Source organism: Cellulomonas sp. P5_E12, from assembly GCF_054049315.1.
Genome location: NZ_JBFUMP010000032.1, coordinates 1 through 18,766, shown reverse-complemented (window position 1 = coordinate 18,766; position 18,766 = coordinate 1). Strand labels below are relative to the sequence as shown.

Here is an 18,766-nt window from a genome sequence, read left to right as displayed (position 1 = left end):
CTCACACCCCCGCCGTCACGGGCCGGCGGGCCGGCGCGACGTCGTCGGCCTCGACCTCGACCGGGACCGCGACCTTCGTCGGCCGCGTGCGCCGGGCGATCCGGGGGTCCAGCAGCGGGTACAGCAGGTCGACCACCAGGTTGACCAGCACGAAGACCGCGGCGGCGAACAGGACGATGCCCTGCACCACGGGGAGGTCCTGGGCGCTGACCGAGGTGGCGGTGAGCCGGCCGATCCCGGCGCGCGAGAACACGGTCTCGGTGACCACGGCGCCGGCGAGCAGCTCCCCGATCACCAGGCCGATCACCGTGAGCGCCGGCAGGGAGGCGTTGCGCAGGGCGTGCCGGAAGTGCACGCGGGTGGCCCCGGCGCCCTTGGCGCGCGCGGTGTCGACGTAGGGCTGGCCGAGGCTGTGCCGCAGGGACCGCGAGAGCATCTGCGCGATGAGCGCGGCCGTCGGCACGGCGAGCGTCACGGCCGGGAGCACGATCGAGGCGAACCCCTTGTTGCCGACCGCGGGGAAGATCGGGTTCGCGAACGAGAACCACTGCACGAGCATCAGGCCGAACCAGAACGACGGGATGGCCACGCCGAGCGGGGGCAGCCCGAGCAGGGCGTTCGACAGGCCGCGGCTGCGCACCAGCGTCGCCACGATCGCCAGGCCGCCGCCGAGGAGGAGGGCGAGCACGAACGCGGCGACGGCGATGGCCGCCGTGGGCGGGATGGCCTCGGCGATCAGCCCGGTCACCGGGCGGTGCAGGACCACCGACGTGCCGAGGTCGCCGCGCAGGACGGCGCCGAGCCGCGTCACGTACTGGACCGGCAGGGGCTGGTCGAGCCCGTACTGCGCCCGGAGCGCGTCCAGCTGCTCGGGAGACACGTCGGACGACTCGCTGCCGTACATCAGCGAGACCGGGTCGCCCGGCAGCGCGTAGAGCACCACGAAGGAGACCGTGTAGGCGGCCCAGAGCACCAGGAGCGCCTGCGCGAGGCGGGCTCCGATGTAGCGGTTCATGTCTCTGCCCGGGGGATGGCGCGCATTGATCGTCCTCGTTCTGCCGGATGGTCCGGCGCATCTGTGCTTGCACGGCGGGTGCCGTGCCGGGTAGTCACCTGGAGCACCCCGTCACATGAAGGGTTGCTGCCCGACCAGCCAGGGCTTGTCGTCGGGGCTCGAGACCGCGGCGAAGGTAGGCACGCCGTCCGTCCCCGTCAACGGTCGTGCGGGCCTTCTCACCAGGTGGACAAACCACCCGCTATCCGAGATGTGAGAAGCGGCTCCCGATCGTTGACATGGACCGGGCTGACCTTGACGCTCCTGCGCCATGCCCGTCGATCTCCTCCCGTCCACCGTCGCCGCCCGCTACGGAGGCGGCGCCGCGCCCGCCGACGTCGCCAGCTCGGACGTCATCCAGCTCCAGCTCGCACACCGCTCCGTGCGTCGCTACCTGCCCGACGAGGTCACGGAGGCGGAGCTCGCCGCGATCGTCGCCGCGGCCCAGTCCGCCGCCACCAGCTCGAACCTGCAGCTCTGGAGCGTCGTCGCCGTCCGGGAAGACGAACGCCGGGCGGCACTGTCGGCGCTCGCGGGCGACCAGGCCCACATCACCCAGGCCCCGCTGCTGCTCGTGTGGCTCGTCGACCTCGGCCGGGCGCACGCCATCGCGGCGGCGCACGAGGCGCCCACCGAGGGGGCGGCCTACCTCGAGACGGCGGTCGTCGGGTTCGTGGACGCCGCCCTCGCGGCGCAGAACGCGGTGCTCGCCGCCGAGTCGCTCGGCCTGGGCACCGTGTACATCGGCGCGCTGCGCAACCGTCCCGTGCAGGTGGCGGAGCTGCTGCACCTGCCGCAGCACGTCTTCGCCGCGTTCGGGCTCGTGGTCGGCCGGCCCGACCTCAGCGAGAACACCCGGGTCAAGCCGCGCCTGCCGCAGGCGGCGGTCCTGCACCACGAGACCTACGACGACGCCGAGCACGCCGACGCGGTCACCGACTACGAGGGCCGCATCGGCGACTTCTACGCCGAGGAGGGGCTGTCCCACTCGTGGGTCGAGCGGGTGCTCACCCGGCTGTCCGGGCCCGCCGCGCTGAACGGCCGCGACCAGCTGCGGTCGCACCTCGAGGCGCAAGGGTTCCCGCTGCGCTGACCTGTTCTGTCCCGCCCCCACCACCAGGAGATCACCATGACCGACACCACCGCCCGCCCCGGCGCGCCCGCGGAGCACCTGAGCCTCGAGGAGGCCGCGGGGCTGGCGCCCGTCGTCAGCCCGACGGAGGCCGCCGAGCGCGTGGCCGCCGGCGCGTTCCTGGTCGACGTGCGCAGCGAGGCCGGCCGGTCCCGCACCGGTGCCATCCCGGGCGCCACGATCGGCGACCGCTACGCGATCGACGAGGAGTTCGACCTGACGGCGGCCACCCGGCACGCCCCCGTGCTGGCGCTGGACACGCCGATCGTCGTCGTGTGCGGCTCCGTGCGCGGTTCCGGCCCGGTCGCCGCGGAGCTGCGGGCCAAGGGCTTCACCAACGTGGTCCACGTCGAAGGCGGCTTCCCCGCGTGGAAGGACGCCGGACTGCCCGCCGAGGCGCCCGTCGGATGAGCATCCCGTCCACCGCGTTCCTCGACGAGCTCCACGCCCTCACCGAGCGGCGGCGCGCGTCGTTCATCCCGCTGACGTCGCCGTTCCCGGGCGCCGACGAGCCGTCGCGCGCCCTCGTGCGCTCCGCGGCCAAGGCGGGCGAGGGCGACGTGCTCGAGGTCGCCCACGCGATCCACTCCCACCCGGAGGAGGCGTTCCGCGAGGTCCGCTCGGTGGCCGCCATCGCGGACCTGCTGCGCGGCCGCGGCGTGCCCGCCACGGTGGGCTCGCACGGCCTCGCGACGTCGCTGCGGGCCGGCCTGACGTCGGCCGGGCCCGACGACGGCGCCGTGCGCACCGACGCCGGCCCGACGATCGCGATCCTCGCCGAGTACGACGCCCTGCCGGGCGTCGGTCACGCGTGCGGCCACCACCTCATCGCGGGGGCGGCCACCGGGGCGTTCCTCGCGCTGCGTCAGGCCGTCGCGGACGGTCTCGACCTGCCCGGCCGGGTGCTCCTGCTGGGCACCCCGGCCGAGGAGGGGAGCTCGGGCAAGGAGATCCTGGCGCGCAACGGGTTCTTCGCGGGCGTGGACGCGGCGATCATGGTCCACCCGTTCGGGTACGACGTTGTGGACCACCCGTTCCTGGGCCGTCGGCAGCTGCGCGTGACCTACCACGGGGTCGCCGCCCACGCGTCGGCGAGCCCGTTCATGGGTCGCAACGCACTGGATGCCGCGGTCCTCAACTACCAGGCCGTCGCGATGCTGCGCCAGCACATCCCGCCGAGCGACCGCGTGCACGGCGTGGTCCACGAGGGCGGGACCCGGCCGAGCGTCGTGCCGGAGCGGGCGACGGTCGAGTACTACGTGCGGTCGGCCAGCCCGGTGACCCTCAAGGACCTGTCGCACAGGCTCGCGGACATCGCCCAGGGCGCGGCGCTGGCCACCGGCACCACGGCCGAGCTCGTGTGGGACGCCGCCCCGTTCACGCTCCCGGTCCGGACGAACTCGCCGCTCGCGGAGCGCTGGGCGGTGCACCAGGCGGGCCAGGGCCGCACGGTCCTGGCGGGCGGGGTGGTGCCCGAGATCCTCGCGGCGTCGACCGACTTCGGGAACGTGAGCGTCCGCCTGCCGGGCATCCACCCGATGATCGCCGTCAGCGACCCGGACGTCGCCCTGCACACGCGCGAGTTCGCCGAGGTGGCCGGCGGCCCGCGCGGAGACGCGGCCGCGGTCGACGGAGCGGTGGGCCTCGCGCTCACCGCGCTGGACTACCTGGCCGACCCGGAGCTGCGCGCGGCGGTGCGGCAGGACTTCGAGGACGCCGGGGGCGTCCTGGACGTGGAGGGGTACTTCTCGTGAGCATCGAGGTGCGGACGGCCCGGCCCGACGAGCTCGAGGCGGTCGCCGAGCTGACCGAGCGCGGCTTCGCCACGGGCCCGTACGGCCCGACCACCGACCCGGAGCGCCTGCGCCTGCTGCGCGACGCGGCCGGGCGGGCGTCGGCCGGCGACCTGCTGGTGGCCGTCGAGGACGGTCGGCTGCTCGGCACGCTCAGCCTGCTGCGCCCCGGCACCGGCTACACGCGGCAGGCGCGCGACGACGAGTCCGAGGTCCGGCTCCTCACCACCGCCCCGGAGGCCCGTGGTCGCGGCGTCGGTGCCGCGCTCGTGGCCGAGGCGATCGCGCGCTCGCGGACGTGGGGCGTGCGCGCCGTCGTCCTCGACACCGGCCCCCGCAACGTCGCCTCGCAGCGGCTCTACCACCGGCTCGGCTTCGAGCGTGCCGTGGAGCGCGCGACCGTCGTCGTCCGCAGCGGCGTCGGCCGGCTCGCGGTGTTCACCTACGACCTCGCGCGCACCGGCCTGCGCGTCCGACTCGTCGCGCCGCACGAGTACGAGCGCGTCGCGCAGCTCTCCGTCGACGCGTACGGCCACGACTACGAGCTGCCCGACGACTACCGCGCCTCGCTCGCCGACGTCGCCACCCGGGCGCGCGAGCACGAGGTGTGGGTGGCGGAGGACCTGGCGACGGGCGAGCTCGTGGGCACGGTCGCCACCCCGCGCCCGGGCGCGCACATCTCCGAGCTGGGCCGCGACGGCGAGCTCGACTTCCGCCTGCTCGCGGTCGACCCGGCTGCCCGCCGGCGCGGGATCGGCGCGCTGCTGACCGAGCACGTCATCGCGCTCGCGCGGCAGCGGGATCTCGACCGCGTCGTCATGAACTCCGGCCCGCAGATGACCGGCGCCCACGCCCTGTACCAGCGGCTCGGCTTCGTCCGCCTGACCGAGCGCGAGACCCGCGTGGTCCACGGCGGCACCCTGCTGGCCTTCGGCTACGACACCATCCCGCATCCAGAAGGAGCACTCTCGTGAAGTTCCAGGTCCTCGACATCGTCCCCCACGGCCCGCACCCGGTCACGGGCGAGCTGCTCGACCCGTCCACGCGCCTGGAGCGCGTCGTCGAGACCGCCGTGCTGGCCGAGGAGCTCGGCATCGACGCGTTCGCGGTGGGGGAGCGGCACGCCGGCGACTTCCTGTCGTCGTCGCCCACGGTCCTGCTCGGCGCGCTCGCGCAGGCCACCGACCGCATCCTGCTGAGCACCGGCGTCACCGTGCTCAGCCTGCTCGACCCCGTCCGGGTGGCCGAGGACTACGCGACCATCGACGTGCTGTCCCGCGGGCGGCTGGAGATCGTCATCGGCAAGGGCAACGAGGACAAGCACTTCCCGCTGTTCGGCCTCGAGCTGGCCCACCAGTACGACTACCTCGAGGAGAACTACGCGCTGCTGCGGCGCCTGCTCAGCGAGGAGCACGTCGACTGGGAGGGCCGGTTCCACGCTCCGTTGGCGGACGCGACCACCCTGCCGCGCCCGTACGACGGCCCGTTCCGCATCTGGCACGGCTCGGCGACGAGCACGATCTCGGTCGACCTCGCCGCACGCCACGGCGACCCGATCGTCTCCGCCAACGCGCTGCAGCCGCGCGAGAACTACAAGGTGCTCATCGACCGGTACCGCGAGCAGCTGGAGGTCCACGGCTTCGACCCGTCCGTCGGCTACGTGGGCTCCGGCTCGGGCGGCCTGTTCCTGGCCGACACCACCGAGCAGGCCACCGAGGAGTACCGCGCGGTGTACGAGGGCTTCGCCGCACGGATGGCCGCCCGGCACGTGGGCGAGACGCGGCCCGGCAAGGTGTCGTCGTTCACGCACATCGAGGACGCGGTCGAGCGAGGCCCCGCCCTCGTCGGCTCCCCAGAGCGCGTCGCGGAGAAGATCCTCGACTACCACCGCTCCTACGGCCACGACCTGCAGTCCGTCTCGCTGAACCCCGTGCTCCCGTACGAGCAGCAGCAGGACGTCCTGCGCCGGTTCGCCGAGGAGGTCGTGCCGCTGGTCCGGGCCGAGGTGTCGACCACGCTCTGGGGGCCCCAGGACGCCGGCCGCGCGCGCGGCCTCGACCGGCTGGTGGCGGTCTGACGTGCCGGTCGAGTTCCTCGGCGCCGGCTACGGCAACCCGTCGACCGAGACCACGCCGCTCGTCGGACCCGTCTGGGACCCGGGCTACACGCGGGAGATCGTCCGGGCGCACGAGCAGCACGGCTGGGACCACGTCCTGTTCCCGTACGCCTCCGACGGGCCCGACCCGGCGCAGGCCGCCGCGTGGGCCGCGGCGCACACCGACCGGATCCGGCTGCGGGTGGCGCACCGGCCCAACGTCTCCGCGCCCACCTTCGCGGCCAAGACGTTCGCGACGCTCGACGCGGCGTCCGGGGGCCGGGTCAGCGTGCACCTCATCGCCGGCGGGCTGACCAGCGACCAGCGGGCCGAGGGCGATGACCTGGACAAGGACGCGCGTTACGACCGGCTGGGGGAGTACGCGGACGTGCTGCTGCGCTCGTGGACCTCGACGGAGCCGTTCACGCACGTCGGGCCGTACTTCCGCACCGAAGAGTTCGTCCTGCGAGCGCGCTCGGCGCAGCGTCCGGGCCTCTCCGCCGGCGGGGCGTCGCGACGGGCGCTGGAGGTCGGGGCACGGGTGGCCGACGTGTTCGCGTTCTTCGGCGAGCCCCTCGCCGCAACGGCCGACCAGGTGGCGCTCCTGAGCGAGCTCGCGGCCGAGGCCGGACGGTCGACCCCGCGGCTGCAGATCGCGTTCCGGCCGATCGTCGCGCCCACCGACGACGAGGCCTGGGCCAAGGCGCACGCGATCCGCGCCCGGATCGACCAGCTGGCGGCACCGCGCACCGTGCGAACCCTCACGGAGGCACCCCGCGAGCCGGGCAAGCTGCCGGAGAACACCGCGAACCTGCGGCTGGCCGAGCTCGCGGCGTCGGGGGAGCGGCACGACCGGGCGCTGTGGACCCCCACGGTCGCGGGCGCCGGCGGGCTGCCGACGAGCGCGACGGCGTTGGTCGGCTCGTACCGGACCGTGGCCGACGCGCTGCTGGACTACGTCGACCTCGGCTTCGAGATCTTCGGGCTGCGCGGCTACGACCTCGTCGCCGACGCGGTCGAGTTCGGGGACCACGTGATCCCGCTGGTGCGCGAGGGCGTCGCGGCGCGGTCCGCTCGGTCCGCCGTCGAGGTCGGGGCGACCCCGGAGGTGCACACGGCCCGGTGACGGGGTCAGCGGTCGACGCGGGCTCCGCCGCCGCCGGCGAGCTTGAGGACGTCGGCGGTGGTGACCATGGTGGTGTCGCCGGGGGTGGTCATGGCCAGGGCGCCGTGGGCGGCGCCATACTCGACGGCGGTCGTCAGGTCCTGCCCGTCGAGCAGGCCGTAGATCAGGCCGGACGCGAAGGAGTCGCCCCCGCCGACGCGGTCCAGGATCTCCAGGCGCTCGCGGTGCGTGGCCTGCACGACCCCCGTCGCGGGTGACCACGCCAGAGCGCCCCAGTCGTTCACGGATGCCGAGCGCACCGTCCGCATCGTGGTGCCGATGACCTTGAAGTTCGGGTAGGCGGCGGCCGCCGTGGTGATCATCGCGGCGAACTTGTCGACCTCGAGCTCGGCCAGCGTGGAGTCCCCACCCTCGACCTCGAACCCGAGCGAGGCGGTGAAGTCCTCCTCGTTGCCGATCATCACGTCGATGAACGGGGCGATCGCGGAGTTGACCTCCTGAGCCTTGCCCAGCCCCCCGATGGCCTTCCACAGGGACGGGCGGTAGTTCAGGTCGTAGGAGACGACCGTGCCGTACTTCTTGGCCACGGTGACCGCTTCCAGGACCGTGTCGGCCGCGGACTCGCTCAGCGCCGCGAAGATGCCCCCGGTGTGCAGCCAGCGGACCCCGAGCTCACCGAAGAGGTGGTCGAAGTCCACATCCCCGGGCTTCATCTGGGAGACCGCGGTGTTGCCCCGGTCCGAGACCCCGACCGCGCCCCGCACGCCGAAGCCGCGCTCGGTGAAGTTCAACCCGTTGCGTACCCCCCGCCCGATCCCGTCGTACGGCACCCAGGTGATGAACGAGGTGTCCAGGCCGCCGGTCAGGATCAGGTCCTCGACCAGTCGCCCGATCTCGTTGTCCGCCAACGCGGTCACGATCGCGCCGCGCAACCCGAACGCCCGACGCAAGCCCCGCGCGACGTTGTACTCCCCGCCGCCCTCCCACGCGCGGAACGAGCGCGCGGTACGGATCCGGCCCTCACCCGGGTCCAGTCGCAACATCACCTCACCGAGAGACACGACGTCAAAACGGCACTCGGCAGCGGGACGGATCACCAGATCAGACATGCGCGTTCTCCTTCGTGTGGGACGCGGCGAGCGCGACGGCTTCGACCGTGAGCGCGGTGATGGCGGCGAAGTCGCCCGCCACCACGAGGTCGCGCGGGCACATCCATGAGCCGCCGACGGCGGCCACGCTCGGCAGGGCGAGGTACTCGCCGAGGTTCTTCGGGCCTACTCCGCCGGTGGGCACGAAGGAGACGTGGCCGAACGGTGCCGCGAGGGCCTTGATCGCCGGGGCGCCGCCGGAGGTGCCGGCGGGGAAGAACTTCACGGTCGTCAGGCCGAGCTCGAGCGCCGCCTGCACCTCGGTCGCGGTGACCGCGCCGGGTAGCGCGAGCACGCCCAGCTCCTGGCAGCGCTCGACGACGGCGCGGCTCAGTCCGGGGGAGACGATGTAGCTCGCCCCGGCGGCCACGGCCACGTCGACCTGCTCGACGGTCAGCACCGTGCCGGCACCCACGAGGATGTCGCCCCGGCTCGCCATCGCCCGGATCGACTTCTCGGCCGCCGCGGTGCGGAAGGTGACCTCGGCGACCGGAAGGCCGCCGGCAACCAGGGCACCGGCAAGAGCATCGGCATCGGCCGCGTCGTCGAGCACGACGACGGGCACGAGACGCGCGTGGCGCAGAGCAGCAAGGACATCCATGAGTGAGCTCGTTTCGCTAGGTAGAGGGGGTCGAGCGGCGGATCTCAGCGGGCCAGCCAGCCGCCGTCGACGGCGAGGACATGGCCGTGCACGTACGACGATGCGGGGGAGGCGAGGAAGACGACGACGTTGCCGATGTCCTCCGGCTGCCCCCAGCGACCGGCGGGGATCCGCACGGAGAGCTGCTCGAGGCGCACGGGGTCGGCGAGCAGCGCGGTGTTCATCTCGGTGGCCATGTAGCCGGGGGCGACCGCGTTGACGTTGACGCCCTTGCTGGACCACTCGTTGCACAGGGCCTTGGTGAGCTGCGCGACGGCACCCTTGCTCGCGGCGTAGGCGGCCACGGTGAGGCCACCCTGGAAGCTCAGCAGCGAGGCGAGGTTGACGATCTTGCCCTCGCCGCGCTCCAGCATCGGCCGGCCGAAGAGCTGGCAGAGCTGGAACACGGCCCGCAGGTTCACGTCGATCACGCGGTCCCAGGCGTCGAGAGGGAAGTCCGCCGCGGGGTAGCGGTCCTGCGTGCCGGCATTGTTGACCAGGATGTCGACCTGGTGGTCGGCCAGCACCCGGGCCGCGGTCGCCGCGATGGCGTCCGGGTCGGCCAGGTCGAGCTCGGCGAAGTGCACCTGTCGGCCGAGCGTCGCCGCGACGTCGCTCAGCTCGGTCGGCAGGCCGCTGCGCCCGAAGACGATGACGTCGGCGCCCGCCTCGAGCAGCGCGGTCGAGATGCCGAGGCCGAGGCCGCGGCCTCCGCCGGTGACGGCGGCGGTCCTGCCGTGCAGATCGAAGGGCGTGCTCATGCGTCAGCCTTTCCCGTCAGTGGGGTCACCAGGACCTTGAGACAGTCCTGGCCGGTGGTCGCGGCGTCGAACGCGGCCGCGACGTCGTCGAGCGCGAACGCCCGGGTGGGGAACTTCTCCAGGGGCAGGACGCCGGTGGCGATCAGCTCGATCGCCCGGGTCACGTCCGCCGAGGTGTAGACGCGCACGCCGACCACCGACTGCTCCTTGAAGCAGACGGCCTGCAGGTCGATCGCGGTCGGCTTCTTGTACACGCCGACGACGACGATGCGACCCCGGACGCGGGTGGCGGCGGCGAGCTCGGCGGCCACCGACGGGTGCGCGGCGGAGTCGAACGTGGTGTCGGCACCCTCGCCGTCGGTCAGCGGGGCCAGCGTCGCGACCATGGTCGAGTCCGGCGCGACAACGGTGAACCCGAGGTCGGCGGCGACCTCGCGGCGCCAGGCGCTCGGCTCGGTGATGACCACGTGAGCCGCACCGGCGTGCCGCGCGACCAGGGCGGTGAGCACCCCGATAGGCCCAGCGCCGTAGATCGCGACGGTGTCGCCCGCCTGCATCCCGGACAGGTCGACGGCGTGCACGGCGACCGCGAGCGGCTCGGCCAGTGTCGCCGTGCGCGGGTCGACGCCCTCCGGCACCGCGTGCAGCACCTCGGGCGGGAGCGCGGCGTACTGCGCCATCGCACCGGGAGCGTCGATGCCGTAGAGGCCGAGGTTGCGGCACACGTGCGTCAGCCCGTCGCGGCACGCCTTGCACACGCCGCAGCTGATCAGAGGCTCGACGACGACCAGCGTGCCGACCCCGGGGCCGGTCGCCCCGGCCTGCTCGACCCAGCCGGACATCTCGTGGCCCATGATCAACGGTGCCGTTGCCCGGGGGTGCGAGCCGTGCAGGATCGACAGGTCGGTCCCGCAGATGCCGTTGTAGGCGATCCTGACCAGCGCCCAGCCCTCGGGCACGGCGGGGAGCGGGACCTGCGAGACATCGACCGTGTCGGCCGCCAGCCAGCGGGCCGCGGTCATCGTTGTACTCATGCTCGGACGCCTTTCAGGACCTCGGGGTTGACGATGTCGCGGGGGGTGCGCCCGGCGCAGACCTCGATCACGTTGGCGACCGTCCGGCGCTTGAGCTCGTCGTAGGACTCCTCCGTGTACCAGGCCAGGTGCGGCGTGAGCACGACCGAGTCGAACGTGGTCAGCGGGTGGCCCACCGGCAGCGGCTCGGTCTCGTGCACGTCGATCGCCGCGCCGAGGATCGAGCCCGCGCGCAGGGCCTCGACCAGCGCATCGACGTCGACGACGCCGCCGCGGCTGGTGTTCACCAGGATGGCGTCGGACCGCATCCGCGCCAGCTGTGCGGCGCCGATCATGCCGCGGGTCTGCTCGGTGAGCGGCGTGTGCAGCGAGACGACCTGCGAGCGCTCCAGCAGCTCGTCGAGGCTGACGGAGGCGAACCCGTGGTAGCTCGTCGCGCCCACGGGGGCAGCGGTGTCGTAGCCGATCACCTCGTACCCGAGCCCCGCCGCCTTGCCGGCCGTGGCCGAGCCGATCCTGCCCATGCCGACGACGCCGAAGACACGGCCGCGGGTCTGGAAGAGCGGGCGGACCGCGGCGAGGTCGAACGACCCGGCGCGCAGCCCACGGTCGAGGCGGGGGATGCCCCGGGCGGCGGCCAGCGTCAGGCCGATCGCGTGGTCGGAGACGGACTCGGTGCCGTAGTCGGGCACGTTGCACACGGCGATGCCCCGGGCTGTGGCCGCGGCGACGTCGACCGAGTCCACCCCCACCCCGTACCGGCCGATGGCGCGAAGACGGGGCAGCGCGTCCATCACCTCGGCGGTGATCCGGGCGTACTGCACGAGGACCGCGTCGGCGTCGGCGGCGTTCTCGATCAGCTCGGCGGACGTACGCGACTGGGTGAGCACCAGCTCGGCGCCTGCGGCGTCCGTGATCTCGCGCTCGGCCGCGAACGAGTCGTGGTCGCACTCGGTGATGACGATCCGGGTGGCGGTCACCGGGCCAGCCAGCCGCCGTCGACGGGAAGGGTGATGCCGTGGACGTAGTCGGCGGCGTGCGAGCAGAGGAACAGGACCGCTCCGGCGATGTCGGCGGCCTGCGCCCAGCGACCCGCGGGGATCCGGTCGAGGATCGCCTGGCTGCGCTCGGTGTCGGCGCGCAGGTCCGTGGTGTTCGCGGTGGCGACGTAGCCGGGGGCCACCGCGTTGACGTTCACGCCCAAGGGCGCCCACTCGTTGGCCAGGGCCTTGGTCAGGCCCGCGACGGCCGACTTCGAGGACGTGTACCCGGGGACGTTGATGCCACCCTGGAAGCTGAGCAGCGACGCGGTGTTGACGATCTTGCCGGAGCCGCGGGCGATCATGGACTTGCCGACCTCGCGGGACAGGATGAACGCCGAGCGCAGGTTGACGTCGACGACGTAGTCGAAGTCCTCGTCGGTGTGGACGACGGCCGGAGCCCGGCGGATGGTGCCGCCGTTGTTGATGAGGATGTCGGGTCCGCGACCTGCGAGCTCGGCGGCCAGCTCGGTGATCTGCTCGCGTACCGAGAAGTCCGCGCGCAGAGGCGTGAACTTGCGGCCGACGGCCTCGACGGTCCGACGTGCCTCGCTGTCGCCCTGCGGCATGTCGTAGCTGACCGCGATGATGTCGGCGCCGGCGCGCGCCAGCGACTCGGCGATCGCCAGGCCGATGCCCTGGCTCGCACCGGTGACGACGGCGAGCTTGCCCTCGAGGCTGAACAGGCTCTCCGTGTAGCTGACGATCGTCATGAGGTCTCGCTCCTTGAGTGGTGACACATGGGGTGCTGCGGGTCAGGCGTGATGACCGAGTGCGGTGGACAGGGCTGCGGCTGTGGCGGTGACCATCGTCGACATGGCCTCGATCTGCTCCAACGAGTGCTGGATCAGCAGCGTCGAGATGCTCACGCCGTAGGCGACGGTCCCCGTGTGGTCGCGCACCGGGGCGGCGACGCACGCGAGACCGGGCACGTTCTCCTCGCGGTCCATCGCGTAGCCCAGGCGACGGACGTCGTCGATCTCGGCGCGCAGGCCCTCGAGCGTGGTGATCGTGTGCTCGGTCCGGGGTGCCAGTCCGGCGCGGGCGACGAACCGGGCCAGATCGTCGTCTGAGCGGTCGGCCAGCGCGACCTTGCCGACACCGGTGCAGTGCATCGGGACCGACAGGCCGACCCGCGACGGCATGACGTACGGCCGGTCGGAGTCGGCTCGGATCAGGTAGACGATCTCGTCGCCGTTCACGGCACCGAGGTGGACGGTGCAGCGCGAGGCTGCGACGAGGTCGTCGACGAACGGACGGGCGATCGCCGAGATGTCGATGCGTGCGAGGGCCCTCCCGGCCAACGCCAGGATCTTCGGGCCGGGCAGGTAGCTGCCGTCCGCCGCCAGGGCGACGAACTGGCGCTCCACCAGGGTGGACAGGATCCGGTGCGTGGTGGCCTTCGCCAACCCGGTGGCGGCCACCACCTCGGTGAACCGCGAGTGCGTCAGCGCGGCCTCCAGCACGAGCAGCGTCTTCGCGCTCGCACCGATGTCGGCACTTCCTGTCGTCTGCATCAGCTGCTCCTCAGCGCATGTCCGCGATGGCGAAGCCATCCATGTCGTCGAACGACTGGTTCTCCCCGGCCATGGCCCAGACGAACGAGTAGCTCGCGGAGCCGACCCCGGAGTGCACGGACCAGCTGGGGGAGATGATCGCCTCACGGTTGCCGACCACGAGGTGCCGGGTCTCGGTGGGCTCGCCCAGGAGGTGGACCACGCGGGCGTCCGCGGGGAGGTCGAAGTAGAGGTAGCACTCGGTCCGGCGGTCGTGCGTGTGCGCGGGGAGGGTGTTCCACATGCTGCCGGGGTGCAGCTGCGTCACCCCCATGACTACCTGGCAGCTGCGCACGCCGTTCTCGTGGATGTACTGGTTGAGCGTGCGGCGGTTCGAGGTCAGCGGGTCGCCGAGCTCGCGCCGGTTGCCCTGGCCGGCCTCGACCAGGGTGGTCGGGTACGCCGTGTGGGCGGGGGCGGAGATCAGGTAGAAGGTCGCGGCACCCTGGTCGCCCGCCGGGTCGGTCGCGGCGAAGGTGACCGTCCGCGCGCCCCGTCCGACGTACAGGCAGGAGCCCTTGGTCAGCACGTGCACGGCGCCGTCCACGGTGACCGTCCCTGTGCCACCGATGTTGACGATGCCCGCCTCGCGGTGCTCGAAGAAGAAGTCGCTGCGGATCTCCGGGAAGGTGCCCAGCTCGAGCTCGCCGTCGACGGGGCTGATGCCCGCGAGCACGACGCGGTCGTGGTGGGTGTAGACCGCGCTGACCTCACCGGCCACGAAGAGGTCGGGGACCAGGTAGCGCCGGCGGAGCTCGGCGGTGTCCATCCCGGGGATGTGCTCGGGGCTCGTGGCGTAACGCTGTTCCATGATGTCCTCGGTGCTCGAGAGGGGGTGCGCGCCGGGTGGGAGGAGTCGACCTCCCACCCGGTACGCACCGGCGGGGGTGCTACTTCGCGTCCTCCTCGGAGAGCAGGTCGCGGTCGACCGTCTCCGGGGCGAACAGGGTGGTGCCGAACGTGATGCCCATGATGACGACCATGTAGATCGCGACCGGCCACCAGGACCCGCTGGCCCACGTGACGAGCGCGGCGCAGATGAACGGTGCGAGGCCGCCGCCGAAGACGGAGGAGAACTCGCGCCCGAGGGCGACGCCGGCGTACCGGTACCGGGACCCGAACAGCTCCGGGAAGTAGGCCGCCTGGACACCGACGGTGCCCTGCGAGGCGACCATGAAGCCGACGACGATCACCAGGCAGATCAGCACCAGGTTGCCGGTGTTCAGGATCAGGAACGCCGGGATGGCGAACGCCATGAGGAACCCGGTGACGATGAGGTACATGCGCCTGCGGCCGAACTTGTCGCCCAGGATGCCGAACACGACGGCGGAGACGCAGGCGCACAGCGCACCGATGAGCAGGAACTTCGGGATCAGCTTGGAGTCGACGTCCAGGTAGTTGATCAGGTAGGCGCCGATGAACACCTGGAAGATGTACGAGTGCGAGTTGGCACCGATGTTCATGAAGAACACACGGAAGAGGCCCTTCTTGCCGTGCTTCCACACGTCGCTGACCGGCGAGACGACCTTGGCCTCGATCGCACCCTCGGCCTTGAGCTCCTCGAAGACCGGGGACTCCTTGACCTTGCGGCGGATGACGTACGCGGCGATCGTGACGAAGATCGAGCTGAAGAACACGAGGCGCCAGCCGTACGACATGAGTGCGGCGTCCGGCATGAGCTGCACGAGGATCCAGACGACCGCGCCCATGGCGGCACCGGCCGCGGCACCGACGAAGACGAGCGAGGAGAACCGCCCGCGCTTGCCCTTGGGTGCCGTCTCGGTCAGCAGCACGATGCCGCTGGCCTGTTCGGCGCCGGCACCGAAGCCCTGCAAGAACCGGGCGGCGAGCAGCAGGATCGGCGACCAGATGCCGGCGACTGCGTAGGTGGGAAGCAGGCCGATCGCGAACGTCGCGGTGCCCATCAGGAACAGCGTGGCCACCATGACGAACTTGCGGCCGAGCCGGTCGCCGAACTTCGAGAAGAACATCCCGCCCAGCGGGCGGGCGCCGAAGCCGACGAAGAGCACGCCGAACGAGGCGAGCATGCCCGAGATCGGGTCCAGGTCGGAGAAGAAGATCTTGGAGAAGATGATCGCCGACGCGGTGCCGAAGATCGTGAAGTCGAAGTTCTCGAGTGCGGTGCCGATGCCGCCGGCCCACGCAGCTCGGCGCAGGTTCTTCTGGTCGACGGGGGGCAGGACGCCATCCGCGGCCACGGTCGCCGGGATCACGGGGGTGCCACTCACAGGACACCCGCGCCGGTGGAGTCGTTCAGTGCGTGCACGGTGCCCGCTGTCCGGCAGATCGAAACGGCTGTGTTTCGCCTCACGCTGGTACTCCTTGTTCGGCTCACTCGGTGAGCTCGGGCTGACCCGGGGTTCCTCGGAGGAGGTTCGGGCGTTCGGTTCTTCGCTGGACCGGCCCCGGACTACTGCGTCGAGACCAAGTTAGCACAGATGGAACACAGTTCCGTCCTACGGAACAGGCTAGGTGCCCGAGAGGTCCGGGTACATGGGTCGAAGGTCCCGCCCGCCGGGCCGGCGGAATCCCGCGCCCAGAGCGGGGCGCGGAGTGGCCCCGGGAGCCGGGACTACCCTGGTGCGATGACCACATCGCTCGACCAGCCTGTGCAGACGACAGCCGAGGTGGCGGACGTGACCGCGCAGGTCCGGGCGATCGCCCAGCGCGCCAAGGTCGCGTCCCGGACGCTCGCTGCGGCCACCCGCGCCACCAAGGACGACGCACTTCGTGCCATGGCTGACGCGCTGGTGGCGGGCACGGAGGAGATCGTCGCCGCCAACGCCCACGACCTCGAGCGAGGCAGGGCTGAGGGCACGTCGCCCGGCCTCCTGGACCGGCTCGCCCTGACCCCGGAACGCGTCGTCGCGATCGCGGAAGCCCTGCGCGAGCTTGCTGCGCTTCCTGACCCGGTGGGTGAGGTGGTCCGCGGCTCGACGCTGCCGAACGGGCTGCGGATGCGTCAGGTCCGCGTGCCGATGGGCGTCGTGGGCATGATCTACGAAGCGCGCCCGAACGTCACCGTCGACGCCGCCGGGCTCGCCCTCAAGAGCGGCAACGCCGTGATCCTGCGCGGTGGGTCCGCCGCGGCCGCCAGCAACGAGGTGATCGTCGGGATCCTGTCCCGGGCGCTGGTCTCCTTGGGGCTCCCGGGAGCGCTCGTGCAGTCGATCGACGCGTGGGGCCGCGAGGGGGCCGTCGCTCTGATGCACGCGCGTGGCCTGGTCGACGTCCTGGTGCCGCGCGGGGGAGCGGACCTCATCCGGACGGTCGTGCGCGAGTCCACCGTGCCGGTGGTCGAGACCGGCGTGGGCAACGTGCACATCTACGTCGACGAGACCGCGGACCTGGCCGTCGCCATCCCGATCCTGCTCAACTCCAAGACGCAGCGGGTCGGCGTCTGCAACGCGGCCGAGACGCTGCTGGTGCACCAGGCGGTCGCCGACGAGTTCCTGCCGGTGGCCATCGCGATGCTGGCCGACGAGGGCGTCACGGTGCACGGCGACGAGGCGACGCTCGCGCTCGCCCCGGAGGAGGCCGACTGCGTGCCGGCCACCGACGTCGACTGGGCCACCGAGTACCTGTCCCTCGACATCGCCGTCCGGGTGGTCGACTCCCTGGACGAGGCCCTCGACCACATCCGCGAGTGGAGCTCCGGGCACACCGAGGCGATCATCACGCGGGACCTGGGATCCTCGGAGCGGTTCGTCGCCGAGGTCGACTCCGCCGCGGTCATGGTGAACGCCTCGACGCGGTTCACGGACGGCGGTCAGCTGGGCCTCGGCGCCGAGATCGGCATCTCCACCCAGAAGCTGCACGCCCGGGGGCCGATGGGCCTCGGGGAGCTCACCACGACCAAGTGGATCGTGCACGGCGACGGGCACGTCCGGCCGTGAACGCACAGCCCACCGTGCGACACTGTTGGCTCTCACCACCCCTGGAGGAATGACGTGCACGCTGCCCTGATCGCCGCCGCTGCCGAGGGCGCCGAGCACGCCCGCGAGCTGCCGTTCCCGCCGATCGTGTTCGGCGTCGGAGCATTCGTCGGACTCACGGCGATGCTGCTCATCACGTACGCCTTCCGCAGCGTGGGGACGCGCCACTGACCGAGGTAGTCGGAGGGACCGGATCGATGACGGAGCCGCCACGCAGACCCCGGCTCGGGGTCATGGGCGGCACGTTCGATCCCGTCCACCACGGTCACCTGGTCGCCGCGAGCGAGGTCGCGGCGCGGTTCGACCTCGACGAGGTCGTCTTCGTGCCCACCGGCCAGCCGACGTTCAAGCTCGACCAGGACGTCACGCTCGCCGAGCACCGCTACCTGATGACCGTCATCGCAACGGCGTCGAACCCGCGGTTCACGGTCAGCCGGGTGGATGTGGACCGCTCCGGTGTGACGTACACCGTGGATACCCTCCGCGACCTCAAGACGGCACGTCCGGACGCCGAACTGTTCTTCATCACAGGCGCGGACGCCATCACGCAGATCCTGACGTGGAAGGATGCGGACGAGCTCTTCTCGATGGCGCAGTTCGTGGCGGTCACCCGCCCCGGGCACACGCTGTCGGTCGACGGGCTCCCCGGCGATCGCGTCCACGTCCTGGAGGTCCCCGCCCTGGCGATCTCCTCGACCGACGTCCGCGCACGTGAGAGCGCCGGGCAGCCGGTCTGGTACCTCGTCCCCGACGGGGTCGTTCAGTACATCGCCAAGCACAGGTTGTATCGAGGTCAGTCATGAGTGAACCCGGAGAGCGGCGCCGCCGCCGCGAGCTCCATCGCAACCCCGAGACGGGTGACGTCACGGGTGTCGCACCCGCACCCGACGCCGCGCCCGCGGCTGCTCAGGCGACCCCGGCTCCGGACACCACGAACGTGACGGGCGCCGCCCCGGTCTCGCGCCGTGCCATGCGTGGTCAGGGCGCCGCCGACGCGACGCCGGCCCACGGCACCACCGCCTCGTCCGCCCCGGCAGCCGCCTCGCCGTCGACCGACACCCGGTCCCGCCGGGCGATCCGGGACACCGCGCTCGACCCCACCAGCGCACGACCTTCGCCCACCGCGGCGCCGACCTCGGGCCCGCCCCCGTGGTCGGCCCCGGCTCCCGCGGCCGCGCCGGGTCGCCCCGCGACGCCGTCGGCGGCTCCCGTCCCCGCGCGTCCGACGACGACCGCTCCCGCCGCCTCCCGCCCGGACCCGCAGGCCGCACCCCGTCCGTCAGCGGTCGACCCGACCGCCTCTCGACCCGCGGCCGCCGGCCCGACGACCCCCCGGCCGGCAGGTACGCCTCCGCCCGCACCCGCCACCTCCCGACCCGTCTCCGGCGMACAGCCCCCCGGGCTCCCGGCTCAGTGGGGTCAGCGCGGCCC

At 72.4% G+C, this 18,766-nt stretch carries 20 protein-coding genes and 1 riboswitch; of the genes, 9 read left to right on the top strand and 11 right to left on the bottom strand.

What is annotated here, in order from left to right; genetic code table 11:
- Nucleotide 1 precedes the first annotated feature (1 nt).
- Complete coding sequence (locus tag ACXJKA_RS18550) at nt 2-1,015, bottom strand: ABC transporter permease (protein ID WP_456826672.1); 1,014 nt, start codon at nt 1,013-1,015, stop codon at nt 2-4.
- 58 nt (nt 1,016-1,073) lie between these two features.
- A riboswitch (SAM riboswitch) is annotated at nt 1,074-1,181 on the bottom strand.
- Nucleotides 1,182-1,325: 144 nt separating this feature from the next.
- Here ACXJKA_RS18550 and ACXJKA_RS18545 point away from each other — a divergent pair.
- The 6 genes from ACXJKA_RS18545 to ACXJKA_RS18520 are packed head-to-tail and all read left to right on the top strand — an operon-like array spanning nt 1,326 to nt 7,200.
- Nucleotides 1,326-2,147, top strand: coding sequence for a nitroreductase family protein (locus ACXJKA_RS18545; protein WP_456826671.1), 822 nt, complete (start codon nt 1,326-1,328; stop codon nt 2,145-2,147).
- 36 nt (nt 2,148-2,183) lie between these two features.
- Entirely contained in the window at nt 2,184-2,597 is a 414-nt protein-coding gene (locus ACXJKA_RS18540; protein ID WP_456826670.1) for a rhodanese-like domain-containing protein, read from the top strand.
- Nucleotides 2,594-3,940, top strand: a complete 1,347-nt coding sequence (locus ACXJKA_RS18535; protein ID WP_456826669.1) for a M20 family metallopeptidase — start codon at nt 2,594-2,596, stop codon at nt 3,938-3,940. Before ACXJKA_RS18540 ends, ACXJKA_RS18535 begins: the two co-directional genes overlap by 4 nt.
- Nucleotides 3,937-4,953, top strand: a complete 1,017-nt coding sequence (locus tag ACXJKA_RS18530) for a GNAT family N-acetyltransferase (RefSeq protein WP_456826668.1) — start codon at nt 3,937-3,939, stop codon at nt 4,951-4,953. Before ACXJKA_RS18535 ends, ACXJKA_RS18530 begins: the two co-directional genes overlap by 4 nt.
- Complete coding sequence (locus ACXJKA_RS18525; RefSeq protein ID WP_456826667.1) at nt 4,950-6,056, top strand: LLM class flavin-dependent oxidoreductase; 1,107 nt, start codon at nt 4,950-4,952, stop codon at nt 6,054-6,056. Before ACXJKA_RS18530 ends, ACXJKA_RS18525 begins: the two co-directional genes overlap by 4 nt.
- Before the next feature lies 1 nt (nt 6,057).
- The gene (locus ACXJKA_RS18520; protein ID WP_456826666.1) at nt 6,058-7,200 is read left to right on the top strand and encodes an LLM class flavin-dependent oxidoreductase; all 1,143 of its coding nucleotides are present in this window, start codon (nt 6,058-6,060) and stop codon (nt 7,198-7,200) included.
- Nucleotides 7,201-7,205: 5 nt separating this feature from the next.
- Here ACXJKA_RS18520 and ACXJKA_RS18515 read toward each other — a convergent pair whose 3' ends face one another.
- The 9 genes from ACXJKA_RS18515 to ACXJKA_RS18475 all read right to left on the bottom strand — a co-directional run bounded on the left by ACXJKA_RS18515 (nt 7,206) and on the right by ACXJKA_RS18475 (nt 15,628).
- Nucleotides 7,206-8,309: a sugar kinase gene (locus ACXJKA_RS18515; RefSeq protein WP_456826665.1), complete on the bottom strand. Its 1,104-nt coding sequence runs from the start codon at nt 8,307-8,309 to the stop codon at nt 7,206-7,208.
- Entirely contained in the window at nt 8,302-8,949 is a 648-nt protein-coding gene (gene eda / locus ACXJKA_RS18510) for a bifunctional 4-hydroxy-2-oxoglutarate aldolase/2-dehydro-3-deoxy-phosphogluconate aldolase (RefSeq protein ID WP_456826664.1), read from the bottom strand. Before eda ends, ACXJKA_RS18515 begins: the two co-directional genes overlap by 8 nt.
- Before the next feature lie 44 nt (nt 8,950-8,993).
- Entirely contained in the window at nt 8,994-9,749 is a 756-nt protein-coding gene (locus ACXJKA_RS18505; RefSeq protein ID WP_456826663.1) for an SDR family oxidoreductase, read from the bottom strand.
- Nucleotides 9,746-10,783 carry a zinc-dependent alcohol dehydrogenase gene (locus ACXJKA_RS18500; protein WP_456826662.1) on the bottom strand — a complete coding sequence of 346 codons (1,038 nt, stop codon included), beginning with the start codon at nt 10,781-10,783 and terminating at the stop codon, nt 9,746-9,748. The genes ACXJKA_RS18505 and ACXJKA_RS18500 overlap by 4 nt, the downstream gene beginning before the upstream one ends.
- Nucleotides 10,780-11,763, bottom strand: a complete 984-nt coding sequence (locus ACXJKA_RS18495; RefSeq protein WP_456826661.1) for a C-terminal binding protein — start codon at nt 11,761-11,763, stop codon at nt 10,780-10,782. The genes ACXJKA_RS18500 and ACXJKA_RS18495 overlap by 4 nt, the downstream gene beginning before the upstream one ends.
- Nucleotides 11,760-12,536 (bottom strand): SDR family oxidoreductase, encoded by a 777-nt coding sequence (locus ACXJKA_RS18490; RefSeq protein ID WP_456826660.1) that lies wholly within the window; start codon nt 12,534-12,536, stop codon nt 11,760-11,762. Before ACXJKA_RS18490 ends, ACXJKA_RS18495 begins: the two co-directional genes overlap by 4 nt.
- Before the next feature lie 42 nt (nt 12,537-12,578).
- Entirely contained in the window at nt 12,579-13,340 is a 762-nt protein-coding gene (locus ACXJKA_RS18485; RefSeq protein ID WP_456826659.1) for an IclR family transcriptional regulator, read from the bottom strand.
- 10 nt (nt 13,341-13,350) lie between these two features.
- Nucleotides 13,351-14,190: a 5-dehydro-4-deoxy-D-glucuronate isomerase gene (gene kduI, locus ACXJKA_RS18480; protein WP_456826658.1), complete on the bottom strand. Its 840-nt coding sequence runs from the start codon at nt 14,188-14,190 to the stop codon at nt 13,351-13,353.
- A gap of 79 nt (nt 14,191-14,269) precedes the next feature.
- Complete coding sequence (locus tag ACXJKA_RS18475) at nt 14,270-15,628, bottom strand: MFS transporter (RefSeq protein ID WP_456826657.1); 1,359 nt, start codon at nt 15,626-15,628, stop codon at nt 14,270-14,272.
- 357 nt (nt 15,629-15,985) lie between these two features.
- Here ACXJKA_RS18475 and ACXJKA_RS18470 point away from each other — a divergent pair, with 357 nt between their 5' ends.
- From ACXJKA_RS18470 to nadD, 3 genes are read left to right on the top strand one after another with little or no spacing between them, the layout of a single operon-like run.
- The gene (locus tag ACXJKA_RS18470; RefSeq protein ID WP_456826656.1) at nt 15,986-17,296 is read left to right on the top strand and encodes a glutamate-5-semialdehyde dehydrogenase; all 1,311 of its coding nucleotides are present in this window, start codon (nt 15,986-15,988) and stop codon (nt 17,294-17,296) included.
- A gap of 54 nt (nt 17,297-17,350) precedes the next feature.
- Complete coding sequence (locus ACXJKA_RS18465; RefSeq protein WP_456826655.1) at nt 17,351-17,506, top strand: hypothetical protein; 156 nt, start codon at nt 17,351-17,353, stop codon at nt 17,504-17,506.
- 26 nt (nt 17,507-17,532) lie between these two features.
- Entirely contained in the window at nt 17,533-18,138 is a 606-nt protein-coding gene (gene nadD / locus ACXJKA_RS18460) for a nicotinate-nucleotide adenylyltransferase (protein ID WP_456826654.1), read from the top strand.
- 175 nt (nt 18,139-18,313) lie between these two features.
- Here the strand turns inward: nadD and ACXJKA_RS18455 are convergent, their stop codons facing one another.
- The gene (locus tag ACXJKA_RS18455; RefSeq protein ID WP_456826653.1) at nt 18,314-18,457 is read right to left on the bottom strand and encodes a hypothetical protein; all 144 of its coding nucleotides are present in this window, start codon (nt 18,455-18,457) and stop codon (nt 18,314-18,316) included.
- Nucleotides 18,458-18,766 lie beyond the last annotated feature (309 nt).

Bases quoted from the DNA above. Each gene is read 5' to 3' on its own strand.
- ACXJKA_RS18550 (WP_456826672.1), bottom strand. From the start codon at position 1,015: ATGAACCGCTACATCGGAGCCCGCCTCGCGCAGGCGCTCCTGGTGCTC.
- ACXJKA_RS18545 (WP_456826671.1), top strand. From the start codon at position 1,326: ATGCCCGTCGATCTCCTCCCGTCCACCGTCGCCGCCCGCTACGGAGGC.
- ACXJKA_RS18540 (WP_456826670.1), top strand. From the start codon at position 2,184: ATGACCGACACCACCGCCCGCCCCGGCGCGCCCGCGGAGCACCTGAGC.
- ACXJKA_RS18535 (WP_456826669.1), top strand. From the start codon at position 2,594: ATGAGCATCCCGTCCACCGCGTTCCTCGACGAGCTCCACGCCCTCACC.
- ACXJKA_RS18515 (WP_456826665.1), bottom strand. From the start codon at position 8,309: ATGTCTGATCTGGTGATCCGTCCCGCTGCCGAGTGCCGTTTTGACGTC.
- eda (WP_456826664.1), bottom strand. From the start codon at position 8,949: ATGGATGTCCTTGCTGCTCTGCGCCACGCGCGTCTCGTGCCCGTCGTC.
- ACXJKA_RS18505 (WP_456826663.1), bottom strand. From the start codon at position 9,749: ATGAGCACGCCCTTCGATCTGCACGGCAGGACCGCCGCCGTCACCGGC.
- ACXJKA_RS18500 (WP_456826662.1), bottom strand. From the start codon at position 10,783: ATGAGTACAACGATGACCGCGGCCCGCTGGCTGGCGGCCGACACGGTC.
- ACXJKA_RS18490 (WP_456826660.1), bottom strand. From the start codon at position 12,536: ATGACGATCGTCAGCTACACGGAGAGCCTGTTCAGCCTCGAGGGCAAG.
- ACXJKA_RS18485 (WP_456826659.1), bottom strand. From the start codon at position 13,340: ATGCAGACGACAGGAAGTGCCGACATCGGTGCGAGCGCGAAGACGCTG.
- kduI (WP_456826658.1), bottom strand. From the start codon at position 14,190: ATGGAACAGCGTTACGCCACGAGCCCCGAGCACATCCCCGGGATGGAC.
- ACXJKA_RS18470 (WP_456826656.1), top strand. From the start codon at position 15,986: ATGACCACATCGCTCGACCAGCCTGTGCAGACGACAGCCGAGGTGGCG.
- nadD (WP_456826654.1), top strand. From the start codon at position 17,533: ATGACGGAGCCGCCACGCAGACCCCGGCTCGGGGTCATGGGCGGCACG.